The organism is Halomonas stenophila, assembly GCF_014192275.1.
Taxonomy (GTDB): Bacteria; Pseudomonadota; Gammaproteobacteria; order Pseudomonadales; family Halomonadaceae; genus Halomonas; species Halomonas stenophila.
Map to the genome: position 1 here is coordinate 377827 of NZ_JACHXR010000003.1, position 17088 is coordinate 394914.

Sequence of the window (17088 nt, forward strand, 5' to 3'; positions counted from 1 at the left end):
ATCGGTCATGCCCGGTCAGGGACGACGGGCCTGGTCGGCCTCGAGCTCGTCGAGGCGCGCGCGGCTGGGCAGGCCCTCCATGTCGCCGAGCACCTGCACCGCCAGGGCGCCGATCAGGTTGCCGCGGTTGAGCGCCTCGCGCGGCGAGCGGCCGTCGAGCAGGGCGCTGACCACCCCGACCGCGAAGCCGTCGCCCGCGCCCACGGTGTCGACGACCTCGCGCACCGCGATGCCGGGCACTTCGAAGCTTTCCTCCTGGTCGACGAGGCAGCCCCGATAGTAGCTGCCCTGCGGTCCCAGCTTGATGATCACCGCCCGGGCGCCGCGGTCGAGGTAGAAGCCGGCGATGTCGTGGGGCGTCTCCAGGCCGGTGAGGCGGCGCCCCTCGGCCAGCCCCGGCAGCACCCAGTCGGCGTGGCCGGCCATGGCGTTGAGGGTGTCGCACATCTCGGCCTCGCTGGCCCACAGGCCGGGGCGCAGGTTGGGGTCGAAGGAGATGCTGGCGCCGGCGCGGCGGGCCCGGTCGAGCATGTGCCAGGACAGCTCGCGGCAGCTCGCCGAGACCGCCGGCGGGATACCGGTGGCGTGCAGGTGGCGGGCCGCGGCGAAGTCCACCGTGGCGGCGTCGTCCGGCGACAGCCGGCTGGCGGCGCTACCGCGGCGGTAATACTCGACGTGGGGATCCGCCCCGCCCTCGGCGCGCTCCTTGAACACCAGGCCGGTGGAGGCGGCCGGGTCGCTGGCCAGGTGGCGGCAGTCCAGGCCTTCGGCCTCCAGGGCATGGCGGATGTAGCGGCCGAAGGCGTCGTCGCCGACCCGGCTCAGCCAGCCGACGCGGAAGCCCAGGCGGGCCAGGCCGATGGCCACGTTGGTGTCGGCGCCGGCGATGCGGCGCTGGAAGCGCTCGACCTCGGCCAGGTCGCCGGGGGCCTCGGCGACGAACAGGGTCATCGCCTCGCCGAAGGCGAGGATCTCGGGAGTATTGGTGGCTGTGGTCATCGGGAATGCCTCGCAGTATTTGGGAACGTTACCATCGCTCGGCGTGCGACATCGTCGGGTTGGATCATCAACATGGGGGTATCCGGTGCAGGGCGTCGAGTTAACGGCGGGTCGAGCCGCGGGCGATGAGCTCGGCCTGGTAGTGGATGCGTCGCGGCGGGGCGGGACGCTCGCGCTCCGCCCGCCGCTGCAGCAGGCTGTCCACCGCCGTCCGGCCGATGTCCTCGGTGGGCTGGGCGAGGGTGGTGATGCCGGGGGCGACCAGGGCGCACCAGTCGAGCTCGTCGATGCCCATCAGCCCGGTCTCGCCCAGGGGGACGCCGAGGGATTGCAGCGCCCGGGTCACCGCCAGGGTGACGTTGCCGTTGGCGCACAGCAGCGCCCGGGGCCTGGTGGCCGGGGCGTCCAGGAAGGCGGCGACGGCGCGCTCGAGCGCCGGCGCGTTGCCGTCGAGCGCCAGGCAGCACGCCTCGCCGCTCAGGTCGCGGGCGGCGAGCTGCTCACGGAAGCGCGCCAGGCGGGCCTGGCGCGAGCTGGCCTCGGCCGTCGGTTCGCTGACGTAGAGCAGCTCGCCGTAGCCCTGGGCCTGCAGATGGTCGAGAGCGCTGTCGATGGCCCTGGCGTTGTCGAGTCCCACCACGTCGGCCTCGAAGTCGCCCAGCGAGCGGTCGAGCAGCACCAGCGGCGTGCCCTGGGCGGCGAGGGCCTCGAGCTCCCGGCTGGGCCGGCCGGCGACGTTGATGACCAGCCCCTCCACCCGGTAACCGGCGAGCAGGGCCAGGTGCTCTCGTTCCAGGGCCGGCTCGTTGTCGGTGTTGCAGACCATCAGCGAGAGGCCCTGCTCCCGGCAGGCCTGCTCCACCCCGTGCATCACCGCGATCGAGAAGGGGTTGCGGATGTCCGCCACCAGCATGCCGATCAGGCGCGAGCGACCGCCCTTGAGCCCGCGGGCCATCTGGTTGGGTCGATAGCCCAGGCGCCTGGCGCTGGCCGCGATGCGCCGCTGCATGTCCCGCGACAGGCGCTCCCGCTCGCCGCCGAAATAGCGGGAGACGCTGGTCTTGGAGACGCCGGCGTCGCGGGCGACTTCCAGGATGGTGGCGCGTTGGGCATGCTCGGACATCGGCGGCTCGGCCTGGAATGGGAACGTTACCATCGTAGGCGTGGAACATGCCGGTCGGCAAGTCGCCTGGGCCTAGACAAAGGTCGGGAGTGGACGGTCGTCCTCGGGGGCGACGGCTCGTGGGCGCCGTCATGGCCGGGGCGCTCCCCGGCTGCACGGTGTCGTATGAGGGCCTCGTCGGCACCGGGCCAGGAGCGGGCTCAGGCCTGGGAGGTCGCCAGGTGGCGGGTGCTCTCCAGGCGCGAGATCACGGTGGGCAGCTGGAACATGCTGGTGATCGTGATGGCGCCCTCGGGGGTCTGCTCGGCGTCCGGGAAGCGGTTGAGGTGGATCACCGTCATGCCGGCGGCGAGCGCGGCCTTCACCCCGACGATGGCGTCGTCGATGGCCACGCAGTCCTCGGCGGCATAGCCCATCAGGCTGGCGGCGTGGTGGTAGAGGCAGGGGTCGGGCTTCCAGCACTGGGCCTCGTAGGCGCTGAACAGGTGATCGCCGAAGACGGCTTCCAGCCGGGTCGCCATCAGCGAGGTGCGGATCTTGTTCACCGGGCCGTTGGAGACCACGCCCATGGGGTGGCCGGTGAGGCTGGCCAGGGCTTCGGTGGCGCCGGTGATGGGCTTGAGGTCGGTGGCCAGGCGGCGATTGAGGTTGGCGCGCATGTCGCGCTCCAGCACCTCGAGGTGGAGGGGATCCACCGCGCCGTGGCGGCGTTCCAGCTCGGCGACGATATGGCGGAAGCGGGCGCCCCGGAACTCCCCGATGTAATCGCTGGCCTGGAAGGGCAAACCCGCCGCGGTGAGGCTCGTCTCCATCTCGTCGGCCAACAGGGGTTCGCTGTCGACCAGGGTGCCGTCGCAATCGAAGAGCAGGCAGAGAGGGCGTGCCATCACCAGACCTCGCGGGCGTGTCAGGAAGTTATGAACGCTATTGTGTCATATCGGCAGCGCTCAGAATTCATTAAAGCCCAGTTTCCCCATTTTGTGAACACTGTTTTCAAAGTTGCAGGCCCCGTCTCCCGGGGGAGACGGTCTCAGCCGGAGGCGAACAGCAGGGACAGCACGCCGGCCAGGTAGCAGCCGGCGATGGCCAGGCTCTCGAAGCCGATGCGGCCCGGCCCCAGCCTCTCGCGGTGGATCATCCCCACCATCAGGATGGCGGTCATCAGCAGCGACAGGGCGACCCACAGCGCCACCGGGTCGGGGATGGCGTGATAGATGGACCCGCCCCGATAGGCGACGTCCGAGGCGGCCACGAAGAGGGTGTCGAAGGCGTTGCCGCCGATGATGCCGGCCACGGCCAGGGTCAGGGCGCCCCGTCGCACCGCCGCCACCGAGGTGACCAGCTCCGGCAGCGAGGTCACCACCGCGGTCATCAGGGCGCCCACCACCGACTGGCCGAGGCCGGTCTCGGCGGCGATCACCGAGGCGGCGCGCTCGAGCAGCCAGCCGCTCGCCCCGAGCGCCATGGCCAGACCCAGGAAGCTCAGCCACAGGCCCGGGGCCGAGCGGTTCATGGCCTGCTCGTCGGGGATGTCGGGCTGTGTCTCGCGGGTCTGGGCCGGGCGCCACATGGGTCTTTCCTTGGTGCGATCCGCGAGGCGCAGCCCGAACAGGTAGGCCAACAACAGCAGCGGGGTCACCGGGTGCACCTGCCACAGGGTCCACTCGGGAGCGAAGCGACCCACCAGCACCAGCGCCAGCAGGCACAGCAGCAGCCCCCCCTGCATCAGGTTGCCGATGGAGGCGGCGGCATGCTCCAGGTTGGCGCGCCGATGGACCAGGTCGGCGATGGTCAGGAACAGGGTCTGCACGGCGATGCCGCCCAGGGCATTGCTCATGGCCAGGGTGGGGCGGTCGGCCAGCGCCGCGGAGACCGACAGCACCAGCCCCGACAAGGAGGTGGCCATGCCCAGCAGCACGGCCCCGGCGATGGCCTCGCCCAGGCCGGTGCGATCGGCGAGGTCGTCGACGATATGGGCCAGCCGGGTGCCCGCCACGCCGATCACCAGGGTGCAACCGACGAACAGGGCAACGGCGGTGCCGAGGGCGAGTTCCGTCAGCAAGGGAAGGCCCCCGTCGTACGGGGTGGGCGGGGCGCGTATCGCCCGGCGCATGCCGCCCGGGCGCTGGGGGTGTCGGACATGTCGGCTCCTGCTGAAGGGCGCTGGGCTAGTATGGTGGCATCCTGCCATGATACTCAGGGAGGGGCGGCACTGAGTCGCCAGTCCACAGCGTTCCCCCGGAGGCCGTCAAGTCATGAAACGCACAATGCTCTGGTCGGTGGTCGGCTATACGGCCGTCATCGGCGCCGGCCTGCTGACCCGGCACGCCGCTCGGGAGGCCTACCGCAAGACCGCCGGGGCCGCCCCGCCGGAGAACCCCGGACGCCGCGATACCCGGTGGCGGGAGGCCCTGGTCTGGGGCATGGCGAGCGGTGCCCTGGTCGGGGTGGCCAGGGTGGTCGGCCACCGCCTGGGCGATGAGGCACGCCGCCGCAGCGAGCGCCGCCGGCCGAGGCGCGCCCTGAAGCACCCGGGAGACTAGTCTTCGGGATTCGCCTCCGGCGCGTCGGGGGCCGACTGGCGCTGGCCCTGCTCGATCCTCTCGCCCGCCGGCGAGACCAGGTACCAGGGCGCGCCCAGGTGCAGCACATCCTGGCCGAGGGCGTCGCCGGCCTCCTTGTCGCCGCTGAAGTAGTAGAGCGGCCAGCCGGCGTAGGTCACCTGCCGGGTGCCGTCCTCGCGCTCGATGGTGCCGAGCTTGTCGGCATCGATGCCCTCGCCGGCCTGGGGCGCCTGGCGGGTGGTGTAGGGCGGCCAGGCGATGGCGCAGGACTGCGTGCAGTGGCTGCCACCCCCCGGCTCCTCCATCGCGAACATATACAGGCTCATGCCCTCCCGGTCGGTGAGGTAGGGCCCGTAGTCGGCCTGCTGTCGCGTCTCGAGCCGGGCCTGCTCGACCGGCTCGGGCACGCTCTCCAGGTCCTTGGTGGCCTCGTCGGCCTCCTGGCCCGCCACCGCGTCATCCGTCGCCGTCTCCGACGCCGCCTGCAGGGTGACGGGGGCCGCCAGCAGCAGCGTGGCCAGCAGGAAGACGGATCCCGCGCGTGGTATTCGTCCCTTCATCTCGCTCTCCCCTTTGAAGACGTCATCTCCACTCTAGGACAGGTCCCGCGGTGTCGTCTGCTCGGGCGTCTCGATGCACCGGGCGGGATCAGCCCGTCGTCATCTCGCCGCACAGGGGCGTCGGCATGGCCACCGCGCCTGCGGCGAACTCGAGCGGCGTGACGGAGCGGCAGGGTCGCTACCCGCGCCGCCGAGGCGTCTCAACGGTCGAGGCGGGCGCAGTTGCTGCGGTAGAGGGGGGCGGTGTCATCCAGCGTCAGGCGCTCGGTGACGGTGTGGTAGTAGAAGCGGGCGGTGGGGCCGCCGGGCAGCGCGTAGTCGCCGCACAGGCCATAGCCCTTGTTGACCTCGGTGAGGTGCGAGAGGTCGACGCGCTGGGGGGTGTCGAGGCGCTCGGCGATGCGTGCGGCGACCTGGGCGTCGCGCTTGGCCTCGGAGACCGCTTGGCCGCCGAAGATCAGGCCGGCGGCGACGAGGATGGCGACGACGGGGATCCAGAGATTGTGCATGGCGGGGTCCACAGGGGAGGTGCCCACCGGCGCGATGCCGGTGGGCGGAGGGGCGCTTACTCGACGCGCGGCTCCAGTTCGCCGCGCTCGTAGCGCAGGAACATTTCCTCGAGGTTGATCGGCCTGATCCGCGAGGCGTGGCCGGCGGTGCCGAAGGCCTCGTAGCGGGCCTTGCAGACCTCCTTCATGGCCGCGGTGCTGACCTTGAGGAACTTGCGCGGGTCGAACTCGGCCGGGTTCTGGGCCAGGAAGCGCCGCACGGCACCGGTGGAGGCCAGGCGCAGGTCGGTGTCGATGTTGACCTTGCGCACGCCGTGGCGGATGCCCTCGACGATCTCCTCGACCGGCACGCCGTAGGTCTCGGGGATGGCGCCACCGAACTCGTTGATGATCTCCAGCCATTCCTGGGGCACCGAGGAGGAGCCGTGCATCACCAGGTGGGTCTCGGGGATGCGGGCGTGGATCTCCTTGATGCGCTGGATGGAGAGGGTGTCGCCGGTGGGCGGCTGGGTGAACTTGTAGGCGCCGTGGCTGGTGCCGATGGCGATGGCCAGGGCATCCACGCCGGTGGCCTTGACGAAGTCGGCGGCCTCTTCCGGGTCGGTGAGCAACTGGTCGTGGTCGAGCTTGCCCTCGGCGCCCACGCCGTCTTCCTCGCCGGCCATGCCGGTCTCCAGGCTACCCAGGCAGCCCAGCTCGCCCTCGACAGAGACGCCGCAGGCATGAGCCATCTCGACGGTGCGCCGGGTGACGTCGACGTTGTAGGCATAGTCGGCGGGGGTCTTGCCGTCTTCCTTGAGCGAGCCGTCCATCATCACCGAGGAGAAGCCCAGCTGGATGGAGCGCTGGCACACCGCGGGGCTGGTGCCGTGGTCCTGGTGCATGACCACCGGGATGTGCGGGAACTCCTCGACGGCGGCCAGGATCAGGTGGCGCAGGAAGGGGGCACCGGCATACTTGCGGGCCCCGGCGGAGGCCTGGACGATCACCGGGGAGTCGGTCTCGTCAGCGGCTTCCATGATGGCGCGCATCTGCTCGAGGTTGTTGACGTTGAAGGCCGGGACGCCGTAGCCGTGCTCGGCGGCGTGGTCCAGCAGTTGGCGCATGCTGATCAGTGCCATGAAGTTACCTTGTCGTGCGTGATGGGACGCGGCGGGCCGGCGCCGCGTCCGGTCTCAATGGATGGGGGAGGGGTCAGCGGGCCGCCGCTTCCAGGGCCGCCACGGCCGGCAGGGTCTTGCCTTCCACGTACTCGAGGAAGGCGCCGCCGCCGGTGGAGATGTAGGAGACCCGGTCGGCGATGCCGTACTTGTCGATGGCCGCTAGGGTGTCGCCGCCGCCGGCGATGGAGAAGCCGTCGCTCTCGGCGATGGCTAGCGACAGCGCCTCGGTGCCGTGGCCGAACTGGTCGATCTCGAACACGCCCACCGGGCCGTTCCACAGGATGGTGCCGGCGGCCTTGAGCTGCTCGGCCAGGCGTCCCGCGGTCTCGGGGCCGATGTCGAGGATCATCTCGTCATCCTGCACCTGGTCGACGGGCTTGGTCACGGCGGTGGCGCTCTCGGAGAACTCGGTGGCCACCACCACGTCGGAGGGCAGCGGGATCTCGACCTTGGCCATCAGCGCCTTGGCCTGGTCGATCAGGTCGGCCTCGTGCAGCGACTTGCCGACGTTGTAGCCCGCCGCGGCGATGAAGGTGTTGGCGATGCCGCCGCCGACGATCAGTCGGTCACACTTCTCGGACAGCGCGGTGAGCACCTCGAGCTTGGTGGAGACCTTGGAGCCGCCGACGATGGCAGTCATCGGCCGCTTCGGCGTGGCCAGGGCCTTCTCCAGCGCCTCGAGCTCGCTGGCGAGCAGCGGGCCGGCACAGGCGGCGGGCGCGAAGCGTGCCACGCCGTGGGTGGAGGCCTGGGCCCGGTGGGCGGTGCCGAAGGCGTCCATCACGAAGACGTCACACAGGGCGGCGTACTGGCGGGCCAGCGTCTCGTCGTCCTTCTTCTCGCCGGCGTTGAAGCGCACGTTCTCGAGCAGGGCGACCTCGCCGTCCTCGAGGGCGACCTCCTGGTCCAGGTAGTCCTTGACCAGCCGCACCCGGCGCTCCAGCAGGCCGCCCAGGTGGTCGGCCACCGGGGCCAGCGAGAACTCCTCGGCCGGCTCCCCCTCGGTGGGCCGCCCCAGGTGGCTCATCAGCAGCACCTTGGCGCCGGCCTCCAGGGCGGTCGTGATGGTCGGCAGACAGGCCCGCAGGCGGGCGTCGCTAGTCACCTGGCCGTGCTTGACGGGCACGTTGAGGTCCTCGCGGATCAGCACCCGCTGGCCGCGGAGGTCGAGGTCGGTCATCTTGCGCACGTTCATGGAAGCAGGTTCCTCGTCTGGGAAAACCGAAGGGAAGTCAGGCGTCGGCGGGGGGCACCGGGCCCAGCCTGGCGATGCGGCCGGCGACGTCGAGCATGCGGTTGGCGAAGCCCCACTCGTTGTCGAACCAGCACATCAGCTTGATCAGGCGGCCGCCGGCCACCCGGGTCTGGGTGGCGTCCACGATACCGGAGCGCGGATCGTGGTTGAAGTCGACCGAGGCCATGGGCTCCTCGGTGTAGCCGAGCAGGCCGGCCAGCCGGGTCCGGGTGGCCTCGCGCAACAGGGCATTGACCGCCCCGGCCGAGGTGTCGGTGCGCACGCACAGCGACAGGTCCATGGCCGAGACGTTGATGGTCGGCACCCGCACGTGCAGGCACTCGAAGCGGCCGTGGAGGTGCGGCATCAAGCGGTCGATGCCCCGCGCCAGCCCGGTATCCACCGGCACGATGGAGTGCATGGCGGAGCGGGTCAGGCGCAGGTCGGTCTGATGATAGGAGTCGATCACCGGCTGGTCGTTCATCGCCGAGTGGATGGTGGTGGTCACCCCATGCTCGATGCCCAGGGCCTCGTCGAGCACGGTGAGCACCGGCACCAGGCAGTTGGTGGTGCAGGAGGCCGCGGAGATGATGCGGCAGCCCGGGGCCAGGTCGGCGTCGTTGATGCCGGTGACGATGGTGGCGTCGACGTCGCTCTCGGCCGGCTGGGAGAACAGCAGGCGGCCGGCGCCGGCCGCCAGGTGGCGCTCGGCGGTGGCGCGGTCCTTGAAGCTGCCCGAGCACTCCAGCACTAGGTCGATGCCCAGCGCCTCCCAGGGCAGCCGCTCGGCGTCGGGCTCGCTGAGCACCCGGATGGCGCGGCCGTCGATCACCAGGCGGTCGTCGTCCACCTCGACATGGCCGGGGAAGCGGCCATGGGTGGTGTCGTAGCGGGTCAGGTAGGCGATGGTGTCGAGGCCCGACAGCTCGTTGATGGCCACCACCTGGAGCGCCGGCTCGTCGCGCTCGATGAGCGCACGCAGCACGCACTGGCCGATGCGGCCGTAACCGTTGATGGCGATGCGGAGGGCCATGACGTTGTCGGGGACTCCAGAAGCGTTGCACACAAACCGGCGATTCTACCGCAATTCGCGCCCGTCGTCGCGGCCACCCGACCCCTTGAAAACCGCCCGGGTGTACCTATCTCAGCTAGTGGAGGGCGGGGGGCCCTGCCCTCACGACATCAACCACAGCAGGTGATCAGGAGGTGTTCGACATGTTCGGAGATCTCAGGCGGTTCGATACCGATTGGGCGCCCGGCACGGACTGGTTCCGGCGCTTCTTCGACGAGATGTGGCCCGAGCCCGGTGCCGCCGACATTCGTTCGGTGCCCCGGGGCAGCTTCCCGATGATCAACGTGGGGCGCACCGACGACGCGGTGCGGGTCTATGTGTTCGCCCCCGGGCTCACCGCCGAGGAGCTCGAGGTCAGCCTGCAGGACAACGTGCTCACCCTGAGCGGCCGGCGGGCCGGCGTGACCGAGGAGGAGGGCGGCGAGCGCCGTACCTTCTTCCGGCGCGAGAGGGCGACCGGCGAGTTCAGCCGTTCCGTGTCCCTGCCTCAGGGCCTCGACCCCGACCGCGCCGAGGCGCGCTTCCGCAACGGCGTCTGCGAGGTGGTCCTGCCCAAGCGCGAGGAGCTCAAGCCGCGCCGCATCGACATCCATGCGTCCTGAAGACGGTGCATCCAGAGGAGGTGAGTCGTCATGAGTGAAGTCGCCAAACGTGAAGAGAGCCGTGCACCGGTCGAACGGCGCGAGCGGCGGGCGGATGCCCTGCTGCCGCCGGTGGACATCTACGAGGAGGGCAGCGCCCTGCACCTGATCGCCGACATGCCCGGGGTGCAGCGTGACACCCTGTCCGTCGAGGTGAACGACAACGTGCTGAGCCTGGAGGGCGAGGTGGCCCTGGAAGTGCCCGAGGGGCTGACCTCGATCTACGCCGAGGTGCGCGCCCAGCGCTTCGCGCGTCGCTTCACCCTGAGCCACGAGATAGACGTGGAGGGTATCCAGGCGAGCATCGACCAGGGCGTGGTGCACCTGGTGCTGCCCAGGAAGGAGACCTACCGGCCGCGCCGCATCGACGTCAAGCCGGCCTGAGCCGGCACGTTTCCCGCCCCCGCCCAGGGGGCTTTTTCTTGCCTGGCCACCGACCGCGGCGTGCCCGTCACGCCTGTCACCGATTCAGTACGGTAGCGGAGAAGCACGACGACAAGTCTGATTCGGCTCGGGGCAGTCTGCGGCGGTTTTGCCCCGCCGAAGGGCTGTCGGCGGCCGCCGCTTGCTCTAGGCTAGAGGGGTAGCATCGATCACCCGTCAGTCAACCATCAAGGAGAGAGGGAGCGATGACCGATATAGCGCAGCTGCTCGGCAACGAGACGGAAAGCCTGCTGACCCACGAGTGCCGGGGCATTCCGGCCGCGTCGATCCACGCGCCGGGCCCGGACTACATCGACCGGGTGATGGCCCACAGCGACCGTCAGCCCCATGTGCTGCGCAACATGCAGGCCCTGTTCGACCACGGCCGGCTGGGCGGCACCGGTTATCTCAGCATCCTGCCGGTCGACCAGGGCATCGAGCACTCCGCCGGGGCCTCCTTCGCGCCCAACCCGATCTACTTCGATCCGGCCAACATCGTCGAGCTGGCCATCGAGGGCGGCTGCAACGCCGTGGCCTCGACCCTGGGCGGCCTGGCCTCGGTGGCGCGGCAGTATGCCCACAAGATCCCCATGCTGCTCAAGCTCAACCACAACGAGACGCTGACCTACCCGGCGGCCTACGACCAGACGCTGTTCGCCCAGGTCGAGCAGGCCTTCGAGATGGGCTGCGTGGCGGTGGGGGCGACCATCTACTTCGGTTCGCCGGAGAGCCGTCGCCAGATCACCGAGATCAGCGAGGCCTTCGAGCGTGCCCACCAGTTGGGCATGGTCACGGTGCTCTGGGCCTATCTGCGCAACCCCGAGTTCAAGCGCGAGGGCCGCGACTATCACACCGCCGCCGACCTCACCGGCCAGGCCATTCACCTGGCGGCGACCCTCAAGGCCGACATCGTCAAGCAGAAGATGGCCGAGACCAACGCCGGCTACCGGGACATCGGTTTCGGCCATACCCACGACAGGGTCTACGACGAGCTGACCTCGTCCCATCCCATCGACCTGGCCCGCTACCAGGTGGCGAGCTGCTACATGGGGCGGGCCGGGCTGATCAACTCCGGCGGCGCCTCGGGCGGGGCCAGCGACCTGGGCCAGGCGGTGCGCACCGCGGTGATCAACAAGCGCGCCGGCGGCATGGGTCTGATCTCCGGACGCAAGGCCTTCCAGAAGCCCATGGCCGAGGGCGTCGAGCTGCTCAACGCCATCCAGGATGTGTATCTGGACGAGTCCATCACCCTCGCCTGAGCCAGCCGAGGCAATCGCGGTTGGGGCCCGACGATGACCGATCGGGCCCCAACGCAAAAGGGCACGGCCGAAGCCGTGCCCTTTTGCGTGTGCCGTGACGCCGCGATCAGTCGTCGGCATCCTCCAGCAGCTGCTCGGCCTCGGCCACCAGGTTCTCCACGGTGAAGCCGAAGTACTTGAACAGGTCGCCGGCCGGGGCGGACTCGCCGAAGGTGGTCATGCCGAGGATGCGGCCCTCGAGGCCCACGTACTTGTACCAGAAGTCGCGGTGGCCGGCCTCGATGGCGATGCGGTTGCCGACTTCCGCCGGCAGCACCCGCTGGCGGTACTCGGCGTCCTGGGCGTCGAAGACGTCGCTGGACGGCATGGAGACCACCCGGACCGCGCGGCCGTTCTCGCCGAGGGCGGTGGCGGCGTCCATGGCCAGGGCGACCTCGGAGCCGGTGGCGATGATGATCAGCTCGGGGGTGGCCTCGCAGTCCTTGAGCACATAGCCGCCGCGCTGGATCTCGGCCACCTGCTGCCTGGTGCGGGCCTGGTGGGGCAGCCCCTGGCGCGACAGCACCAGGGCGCTGGGGCCGGACTGGCGCTTGAGCGCGGCGTCCCAGGCCGTGGCGGTCTCCACGGCGTCGCAGGGCCGCCAAGTGGAGAGGTTCGGCGTAGAGCGCAGGGTGGTCAGCTGCTCCACCGGCTGGTGGGTGGGGCCGTCCTCGCCCAGGCCGATGGAGTCGTGGGTGAACACGTGGATCGCCCGCACGCCCATCAGCGCGGCCATGCGCACGGCATTGCGCATGTACTCCATGAAGATCAGGAAGGTCGCGCCGTAGGGCACGAAGCCCCCATGCAGGGCGATGCCGTTGATGATTGCCGCCATGCCGAACTCGCGCACGCCGTAGTGCAGGTAGTTGCCGCCCGGCTCCTGGGCGGAGATCACCTGGGCGCCCTGCCAGAAGGTCAGGTTGGACGGCGCCAGGTCGGCGCTGCCGCCGAGCAGCTCGGGGAGCTGCGGGCCGAGCGCGTTGAGGCAGGCCAGCGAGGCCTTGCGGGAGGCCACGGCCTCGCCCTTGTCCTGGGCCTGCTCGATCAGCGCCTCGCTGGTCAGTTCCGTCGGCAGCTCGCCCTTGATGCGGCGACTGAACTCCCGGGCCAGCGCCGGATGGGCCGCGGCGTAGCGCTCGAAGCGCTCCTGCCAGGCGGCCTGGCGGGACTGGCCGGCCTCGGTGGCATCCCAGCCCCGGTAGATCTCCTCGGGCACGTGGAAGGGCGCGTGGGGCCAGTCGAGCTGCTCGCGGGCCGCGGCGACCTCGTCCTCGCCCAGCGCCGCGCCGTGGCACTCTTCCTTGCCCTGCTTGTTGGGCGCGCCGAAGCCAATGATGGTCTTGCAGATGATCAGGCTGGGCCTGTCGTCGTGGCTGCGGGCCAGCTCGATGGCGGCCTTGACCTCGTCGGGCTTGTGGCCGTCGACGTTGGGCACCACGTGCCAGCCGTAGGCCTCGAAGCGCTTGGCGGTGTCGTCGGTGAACCAGCCCTCGACCTCGCCGTCGATGGAGATGCCGTTGTCATCGTAGAAGGCGATCAGCTTGCCCAGCCCCTGGGTGCCGGCCAGCGAGCACACCTCGTGGGAGATGCCCTCCATCAGGCAGCCGTCGCCCAGGAAGCAGTAGGTGTAGTGGTCGACGATGGTGTGGCCGTCACGGTTGAACTGGGCGGCCAGGGTGCGCTCGGCGATGGCCAGGCCCACGGCGTTGGCCAGGCCCTGGCCCAGCGGCCCGGTGGTGGTCTCGATGCCCGGGGCGTAGCCGAATTCCGGGTGGCCGGCGGTCTTGGCGTGGAGCTGGCGGAAGTTCTGCAGCTCCTCCAGGCCGAGCTCGTAGCCGGACAGGTGCAGCAGCGAGTAGAGCAGCATGGAGCCATGGCCGTTGGACAGCACGAAGCGGTCGCGATCGGGCCAGTGCGGGTCGGCCGGATTGTGCTGCAGATAGTCGTTCCACAGTACCTCGGCGATGTCGGCCATGCCCATGGGGGCGCCGGGGTGGCCGGACTTGGCCTTCTGGACGGCATCCATGGACAGGGCGCGAATGGCATTGGCCAGTTCGAAACGGGATGGCATGGGGGTCAGCTCCTCGCCTGCGGCAATAGTAGCAATGACACGGTCGGGCCGGGGGGTGGCCGGACGTGGATCCTGGCTGGGATGCGCCGCGAGACGCGGGCGGCGCGGTCAAATTCGGTCGCTTATTGTCGCCGAGATGGGCCCGGCCTTCAAATGTGCGGCGGCCGGGTAGCTCGGAGGAGGCCGCCCGGGGCGCCGCTCGGCGTGTCGCTGTCGCTAGGAAGGGCCGCGGCGAGGGTGTAGAATCCGCTCCCAGCCGGTCCGCCCGGGCCCTGGCGCGCCGCGCCGCTGCCCCGTGGCGGTGCCCACCGTTATCCTGGCTTCGAGCCCAGACGCCGTCATCCCACCATGTAGAGGGTCGAGGACGCCATGAGCGAATACTCCCTGTTCACCTCCGAGTCCGTGTCCGAGGGACACCCGGACAAGATCGCCGACCAGATCTCCGATGCGGTGCTCGACGCCATCATCGCCCGCGACAAGAACGCCCGGGTGGCCTGCGAGACGCTGGTCAAGACCGGGGTGGCCATCGTCGCCGGCGAGATCACCACCTCGGCCTGGGTCGACCTGGAGGACCTGGTGCGCCGGGTGATCCTGGACATCGGCTATACCTCCTCGGATGTCGGCTTCGACGGCGAGACCTGCGGCGTGCTGAACCTGATCGGCAAGCAGAGCGTGGACATCGCCCAGGGCGTCGACCGCACCAAGCCCGAGGACCAGGGGGCCGGCGACCAGGGCCTGATGTTCGGCTACGCCACGGACGAGACCGACTCCTTCATGCCGGCGCCGATCCACTACGCGCATCGCCTGGTGGAGCGCCAGGCCGAGCTGCGCCACCACGGCTTGTTGCCCTGGCTGCGCCCGGATGCCAAGAGCCAGCTGACCTTCCGCTACGACGAGCACGGCAAGCCTTGTGGCGTGGATGCGGTGGTGCTGTCGACCCAGCACGACCCGGACATCGACCAGGAAGAGCTGCGCAGCATGGTCCAGCGCGAGATCATCGAGCAGGTGATCCCCGCCGAGTGGCTCACCGAGACCACCCAGTACCACATCAACCCCACCGGCAAGTTCGTCATCGGTGGCCCGGTGGGCGACTGCGGCCTGACCGGGCGCAAGATCATCGTCGACACCTACGGCGGCATGGCTCGCCACGGCGGCGGCGCCTTCTCCGGCAAGGATCCGTCCAAGGTCGACCGCAGCGCCGCCTATGCCGGCCGCTACGTGGCCAAGAACATCGTCGCCTCCGGCCTGGCCGAGCGCTGCGAGATCCAGGTCTCCTACGCCATCGGCGTGGCCGAGCCGACCTCGGTGTCGGTGAACACCTTCGGCACCGGCAAGATCAGCGACGAGCGCATCGTCGAGCTGGTTCGCGAGCACTTCGATCTGCGGCCCAACGCCATCACCCGCATGCTCGACCTGCTGCACCCCATGTACCGGCTGACCGCGGCCTATGGCCACTTCGGTCGCGAGCCCTTCGAGACCAGCTATACCTGGACCGATACCCAGGGCGAGCAGCATACCGAGACCTTTACCGCCTTCCCCTGGGAGAAGACGGACCGCGCCCAGGCGCTGCGCGACGCCGCCGGCCTCTGACGCTCTGTCGGTGATCTCGCACGCCGATTGAGGGCCCCGCCGGCAGCGCCGCGCGGGGCCCTCGTCTAGGGTCGAGGCAAGTCCCTCTCGGGAGGCCTCGCCATGGCCCGCCTGCTGCTCCTGTTGCTCGGTTGCCTGCTCGCGGCCCCCCTGTCGGCCGCATGCCCGGACTGGTCGTCCGCTCGCGCCGGGGGCGAGCTCGCCGCCCTGCAGGCCCGCCTCGAGGCCTGGAACACGGCCTATCGCCGCGACGGCCGCTCGTCGGTGAGCGACGCCGTGTACGACCAGGCCGTCGAGCGTCTCGGCACCTGGCGGCGCTGCTTCCCCGGCCAGGCCCCCGCCTCCCCACCCGCCACGACCGGCCCGGCCGGCGAACTGTCCCATCCGGTGGCCCAGACGGGGCTGACCAAGCTCGCGGACCGTGACGCGGTGCGCGCCTGGCTGGCCCGTCACGGGCCCGCCTGGATCCAGCCCAAGGTGGATGGCGTGGCGGTGACCCTGCTCTATGAGCGGGGACGGCTCGTCCGCGCCATCAGCCGCGGCGACGGCCGTTCGGGCCAGGACTGGACGGCCCGGGCCCGGCGCCTTCCCGCGGTGCCCGGGCGGCTGCCGGACGGGGCGCCGGCCAGGGTGGTGTTGCAGGGCGAGCTGTACCGGCGCCTGGATGGCCATGTGCAGGCCGAGCGCGGCGGCGCCGGGGCGCGCAGCACGGTGGCGGGGTGGCTGGCGCGGGAGCGGCTCGACGCGAGCCTGGCCGGCGAGGTCGGCCTCTTCGTGTGGGGCTGGCCCGATGGGCCGGCGACCCTGCCGGCCCGCCTGGCAGGCCTCGAGGCCCTGGGCTTTCCCGACACCGCCCGCTGGACCCGGCCGGTCGAGGGGGCGCCAGCGGCCGGCCGCTGGCGCGAGGCCTGGTACCGCGACCCTCTGCCCTTCGCCACGGATGGGGTGGTGCTCAAGCGGGGCCGCCGCCCGCCGGGGCGCGACTGGCGGCCGGCGCCGCCGGACTGGGCGGCCGCCTGGAAGTATCCGCCCCGGGAGGCGCTGGCGGCGGTGCGCGGCGTGGAATTCCGCATCGGCCGCACCGGGCGCATCACGCCGCTACTGCAGCTGCGGCCGGTCGACCTCGACGGCCGCACCATCCGCCGGGTCTCCGCCGGCTCGCTGGAACGCTGGGAGCGTCTCGATATCCGCCCCGGCGACCGGGTGGTCATCGCCCTGGCCGGTGCGACCATCCCGCGCCTCGAGGGCGTGGCCTGGCGAGCCGTCGAACGTGCCGCCGTGTCGCCCCCGGACCCCGCCGCCTACCACGGCCTGAGTTGCTGGCACCCGGCACCGGGCTGCGAGCAGCAGTTCCTCGCGCGCCTGGAATGGCTGGCCGGTCCCGAGGCCCTCGACCTGCCGGGGCTGGGGGCCGGCACCTGGCGTGCCCTGGTGGCGGCGGGGCATCTCGAGGGGGTGCTCGACTGGCTGGCGTTGTCCCCCGGCGCGCTGCGCCGGGCGGAGGGCATCGGCGAGGTGCGGGCGCGGCGGTTGGCGGCGGCCTTCGCCGCGGCCCGCCGGCGGTCCTTCGCCGCCTGGCTCGAGGCGCTGGGCGCGCCGCCCGGCTGGGACGCCGGGGTGGCGCCGGACTGGGCGACCCTGGCCCGGCGACGCGAGGCGGCCTGGCGCGCGCTGCCCGGGCTGGGGCCGGTACGCAGCGCGGACCTGCGCGCCTTCTTCGGCCACCCCGAGGTCACGCACCTGGCACGGCGGCTGGCGGCGGCGGGGATCGACGGCTTCGAGGCCCAGCGTTGATTGTCCGCTTTTCCTGCCGCCTCCTATAGTGAAGGTCACGTTTTTCC

16 protein-coding genes are annotated in these 17088 nt (G+C 70.8%); 6 read left to right on the plus strand and 10 right to left on the minus strand.

What is annotated here, in order from left to right; translation table 11 throughout:
- Positions 1-15: 15 nt before the first annotated feature.
- The 4 genes from FHR97_RS08305 to FHR97_RS08320 form a co-directional block, all read right to left on the minus strand.
- Positions 16-999 (minus strand): sugar kinase, encoded by a 984-nt coding sequence (locus FHR97_RS08305; protein ID WP_183383317.1) that lies wholly within the window; start codon positions 997-999, stop codon positions 16-18.
- Between the two features lie 100 nt (positions 1000-1099).
- Positions 1100-2122 (minus strand): LacI family DNA-binding transcriptional regulator, encoded by a 1023-nt coding sequence (locus FHR97_RS08310; RefSeq protein WP_183383318.1) that lies wholly within the window; start codon positions 2120-2122, stop codon positions 1100-1102.
- A 200-nt stretch (positions 2123-2322) separates the two neighbouring features.
- Entirely contained in the window at positions 2323-3009 is a 687-nt protein-coding gene (locus FHR97_RS08315) for an HAD-IA family hydrolase (protein WP_183383319.1), read from the minus strand.
- Between the two features lie 143 nt (positions 3010-3152).
- The gene (locus FHR97_RS08320; RefSeq protein ID WP_246403850.1) at positions 3153-4184 is read right to left on the minus strand and encodes a sodium:calcium antiporter; all 1032 of its coding nucleotides are present in this window, start codon (positions 4182-4184) and stop codon (positions 3153-3155) included.
- A 193-nt stretch (positions 4185-4377) separates the two neighbouring features.
- Between FHR97_RS08320 and FHR97_RS08325 the strand changes: the two genes are divergently transcribed.
- Positions 4378-4665 (plus strand): DUF4235 domain-containing protein, encoded by a 288-nt coding sequence (locus FHR97_RS08325; protein WP_183383321.1) that lies wholly within the window; start codon positions 4378-4380, stop codon positions 4663-4665.
- Here FHR97_RS08325 and FHR97_RS08330 read toward each other — a convergent pair.
- The 5 genes from FHR97_RS08330 to FHR97_RS08350 all read right to left on the minus strand — a co-directional run bounded on the left by FHR97_RS08330 (position 4662) and on the right by FHR97_RS08350 (position 9185).
- Positions 4662-5246 (minus strand): COG4315 family predicted lipoprotein, encoded by a 585-nt coding sequence (locus FHR97_RS08330; RefSeq protein WP_183383322.1) that lies wholly within the window; start codon positions 5244-5246, stop codon positions 4662-4664. The two genes, FHR97_RS08325 and FHR97_RS08330, sit on opposite strands and share 4 nt — an antisense overlap.
- Positions 5247-5446: 200 nt before the next feature.
- A complete protein-coding gene (locus FHR97_RS08335) occupies positions 5447-5755 on the minus strand; it encodes a hypothetical protein (RefSeq protein WP_183383323.1) in 309 nt (102 codons plus the stop codon).
- A gap of 56 nt (positions 5756-5811) precedes the next feature.
- Positions 5812-6876, minus strand: a complete 1065-nt coding sequence (gene fba / locus FHR97_RS08340) for a class II fructose-bisphosphate aldolase (RefSeq protein WP_183383324.1) — start codon at positions 6874-6876, stop codon at positions 5812-5814.
- A gap of 73 nt (positions 6877-6949) precedes the next feature.
- A complete protein-coding gene (locus tag FHR97_RS08345; RefSeq protein WP_183383325.1) occupies positions 6950-8113 on the minus strand; it encodes a phosphoglycerate kinase in 1164 nt (387 codons plus the stop codon).
- Between the two features lie 37 nt (positions 8114-8150).
- Positions 8151-9185, minus strand: coding sequence for a type I glyceraldehyde-3-phosphate dehydrogenase (locus FHR97_RS08350; RefSeq protein ID WP_183383326.1), 1035 nt, complete (start codon positions 9183-9185; stop codon positions 8151-8153).
- A gap of 182 nt (positions 9186-9367) precedes the next feature.
- Between FHR97_RS08350 and FHR97_RS08355 the strand changes: the two genes are divergently transcribed.
- The 3 genes from FHR97_RS08355 (at position 9368) to FHR97_RS08365 (ending at position 11547) form a co-directional block, all read left to right on the plus strand.
- Positions 9368-9826, plus strand: a complete 459-nt coding sequence (locus tag FHR97_RS08355) for an Hsp20/alpha crystallin family protein (protein WP_183383327.1) — start codon at positions 9368-9370, stop codon at positions 9824-9826.
- Positions 9827-9856: 30 nt separating this feature from the next.
- Positions 9857-10249, plus strand: a complete 393-nt coding sequence (locus tag FHR97_RS08360; RefSeq protein WP_183383328.1) for an Hsp20/alpha crystallin family protein — start codon at positions 9857-9859, stop codon at positions 10247-10249.
- Positions 10250-10494: 245 nt separating this feature from the next.
- Positions 10495-11547, plus strand: a complete 1053-nt coding sequence (locus FHR97_RS08365) for a class I fructose-bisphosphate aldolase (protein WP_183383329.1) — start codon at positions 10495-10497, stop codon at positions 11545-11547.
- A gap of 106 nt (positions 11548-11653) precedes the next feature.
- Here the strand turns inward: FHR97_RS08365 and tkt are convergent, their stop codons facing one another.
- On the minus strand, positions 11654-13657 hold the full coding sequence (tkt, locus tag FHR97_RS08370; protein ID WP_183383330.1) for a transketolase: 2004 nt from the start codon (positions 13655-13657) through the stop codon (positions 11654-11656).
- A 369-nt stretch (positions 13658-14026) separates the two neighbouring features.
- On the opposite strand from tkt, the gene metK reads away from it, so the two are divergent.
- Together metK and ligB are read left to right on the plus strand one after the other, a co-directional pair.
- Positions 14027-15247 (plus strand): methionine adenosyltransferase, encoded by a 1221-nt coding sequence (gene metK / locus FHR97_RS08375; RefSeq protein ID WP_183383331.1) that lies wholly within the window; start codon positions 14027-14029, stop codon positions 15245-15247.
- A gap of 102 nt (positions 15248-15349) precedes the next feature.
- Positions 15350-17041 carry an NAD-dependent DNA ligase LigB gene (gene ligB, locus FHR97_RS08380; protein WP_183383332.1) on the plus strand — a complete coding sequence of 564 codons (1692 nt, stop codon included), beginning with the start codon at positions 15350-15352 and terminating at the stop codon, positions 17039-17041.
- The last annotated feature ends 47 nt before the right edge of the window (positions 17042-17088 follow it).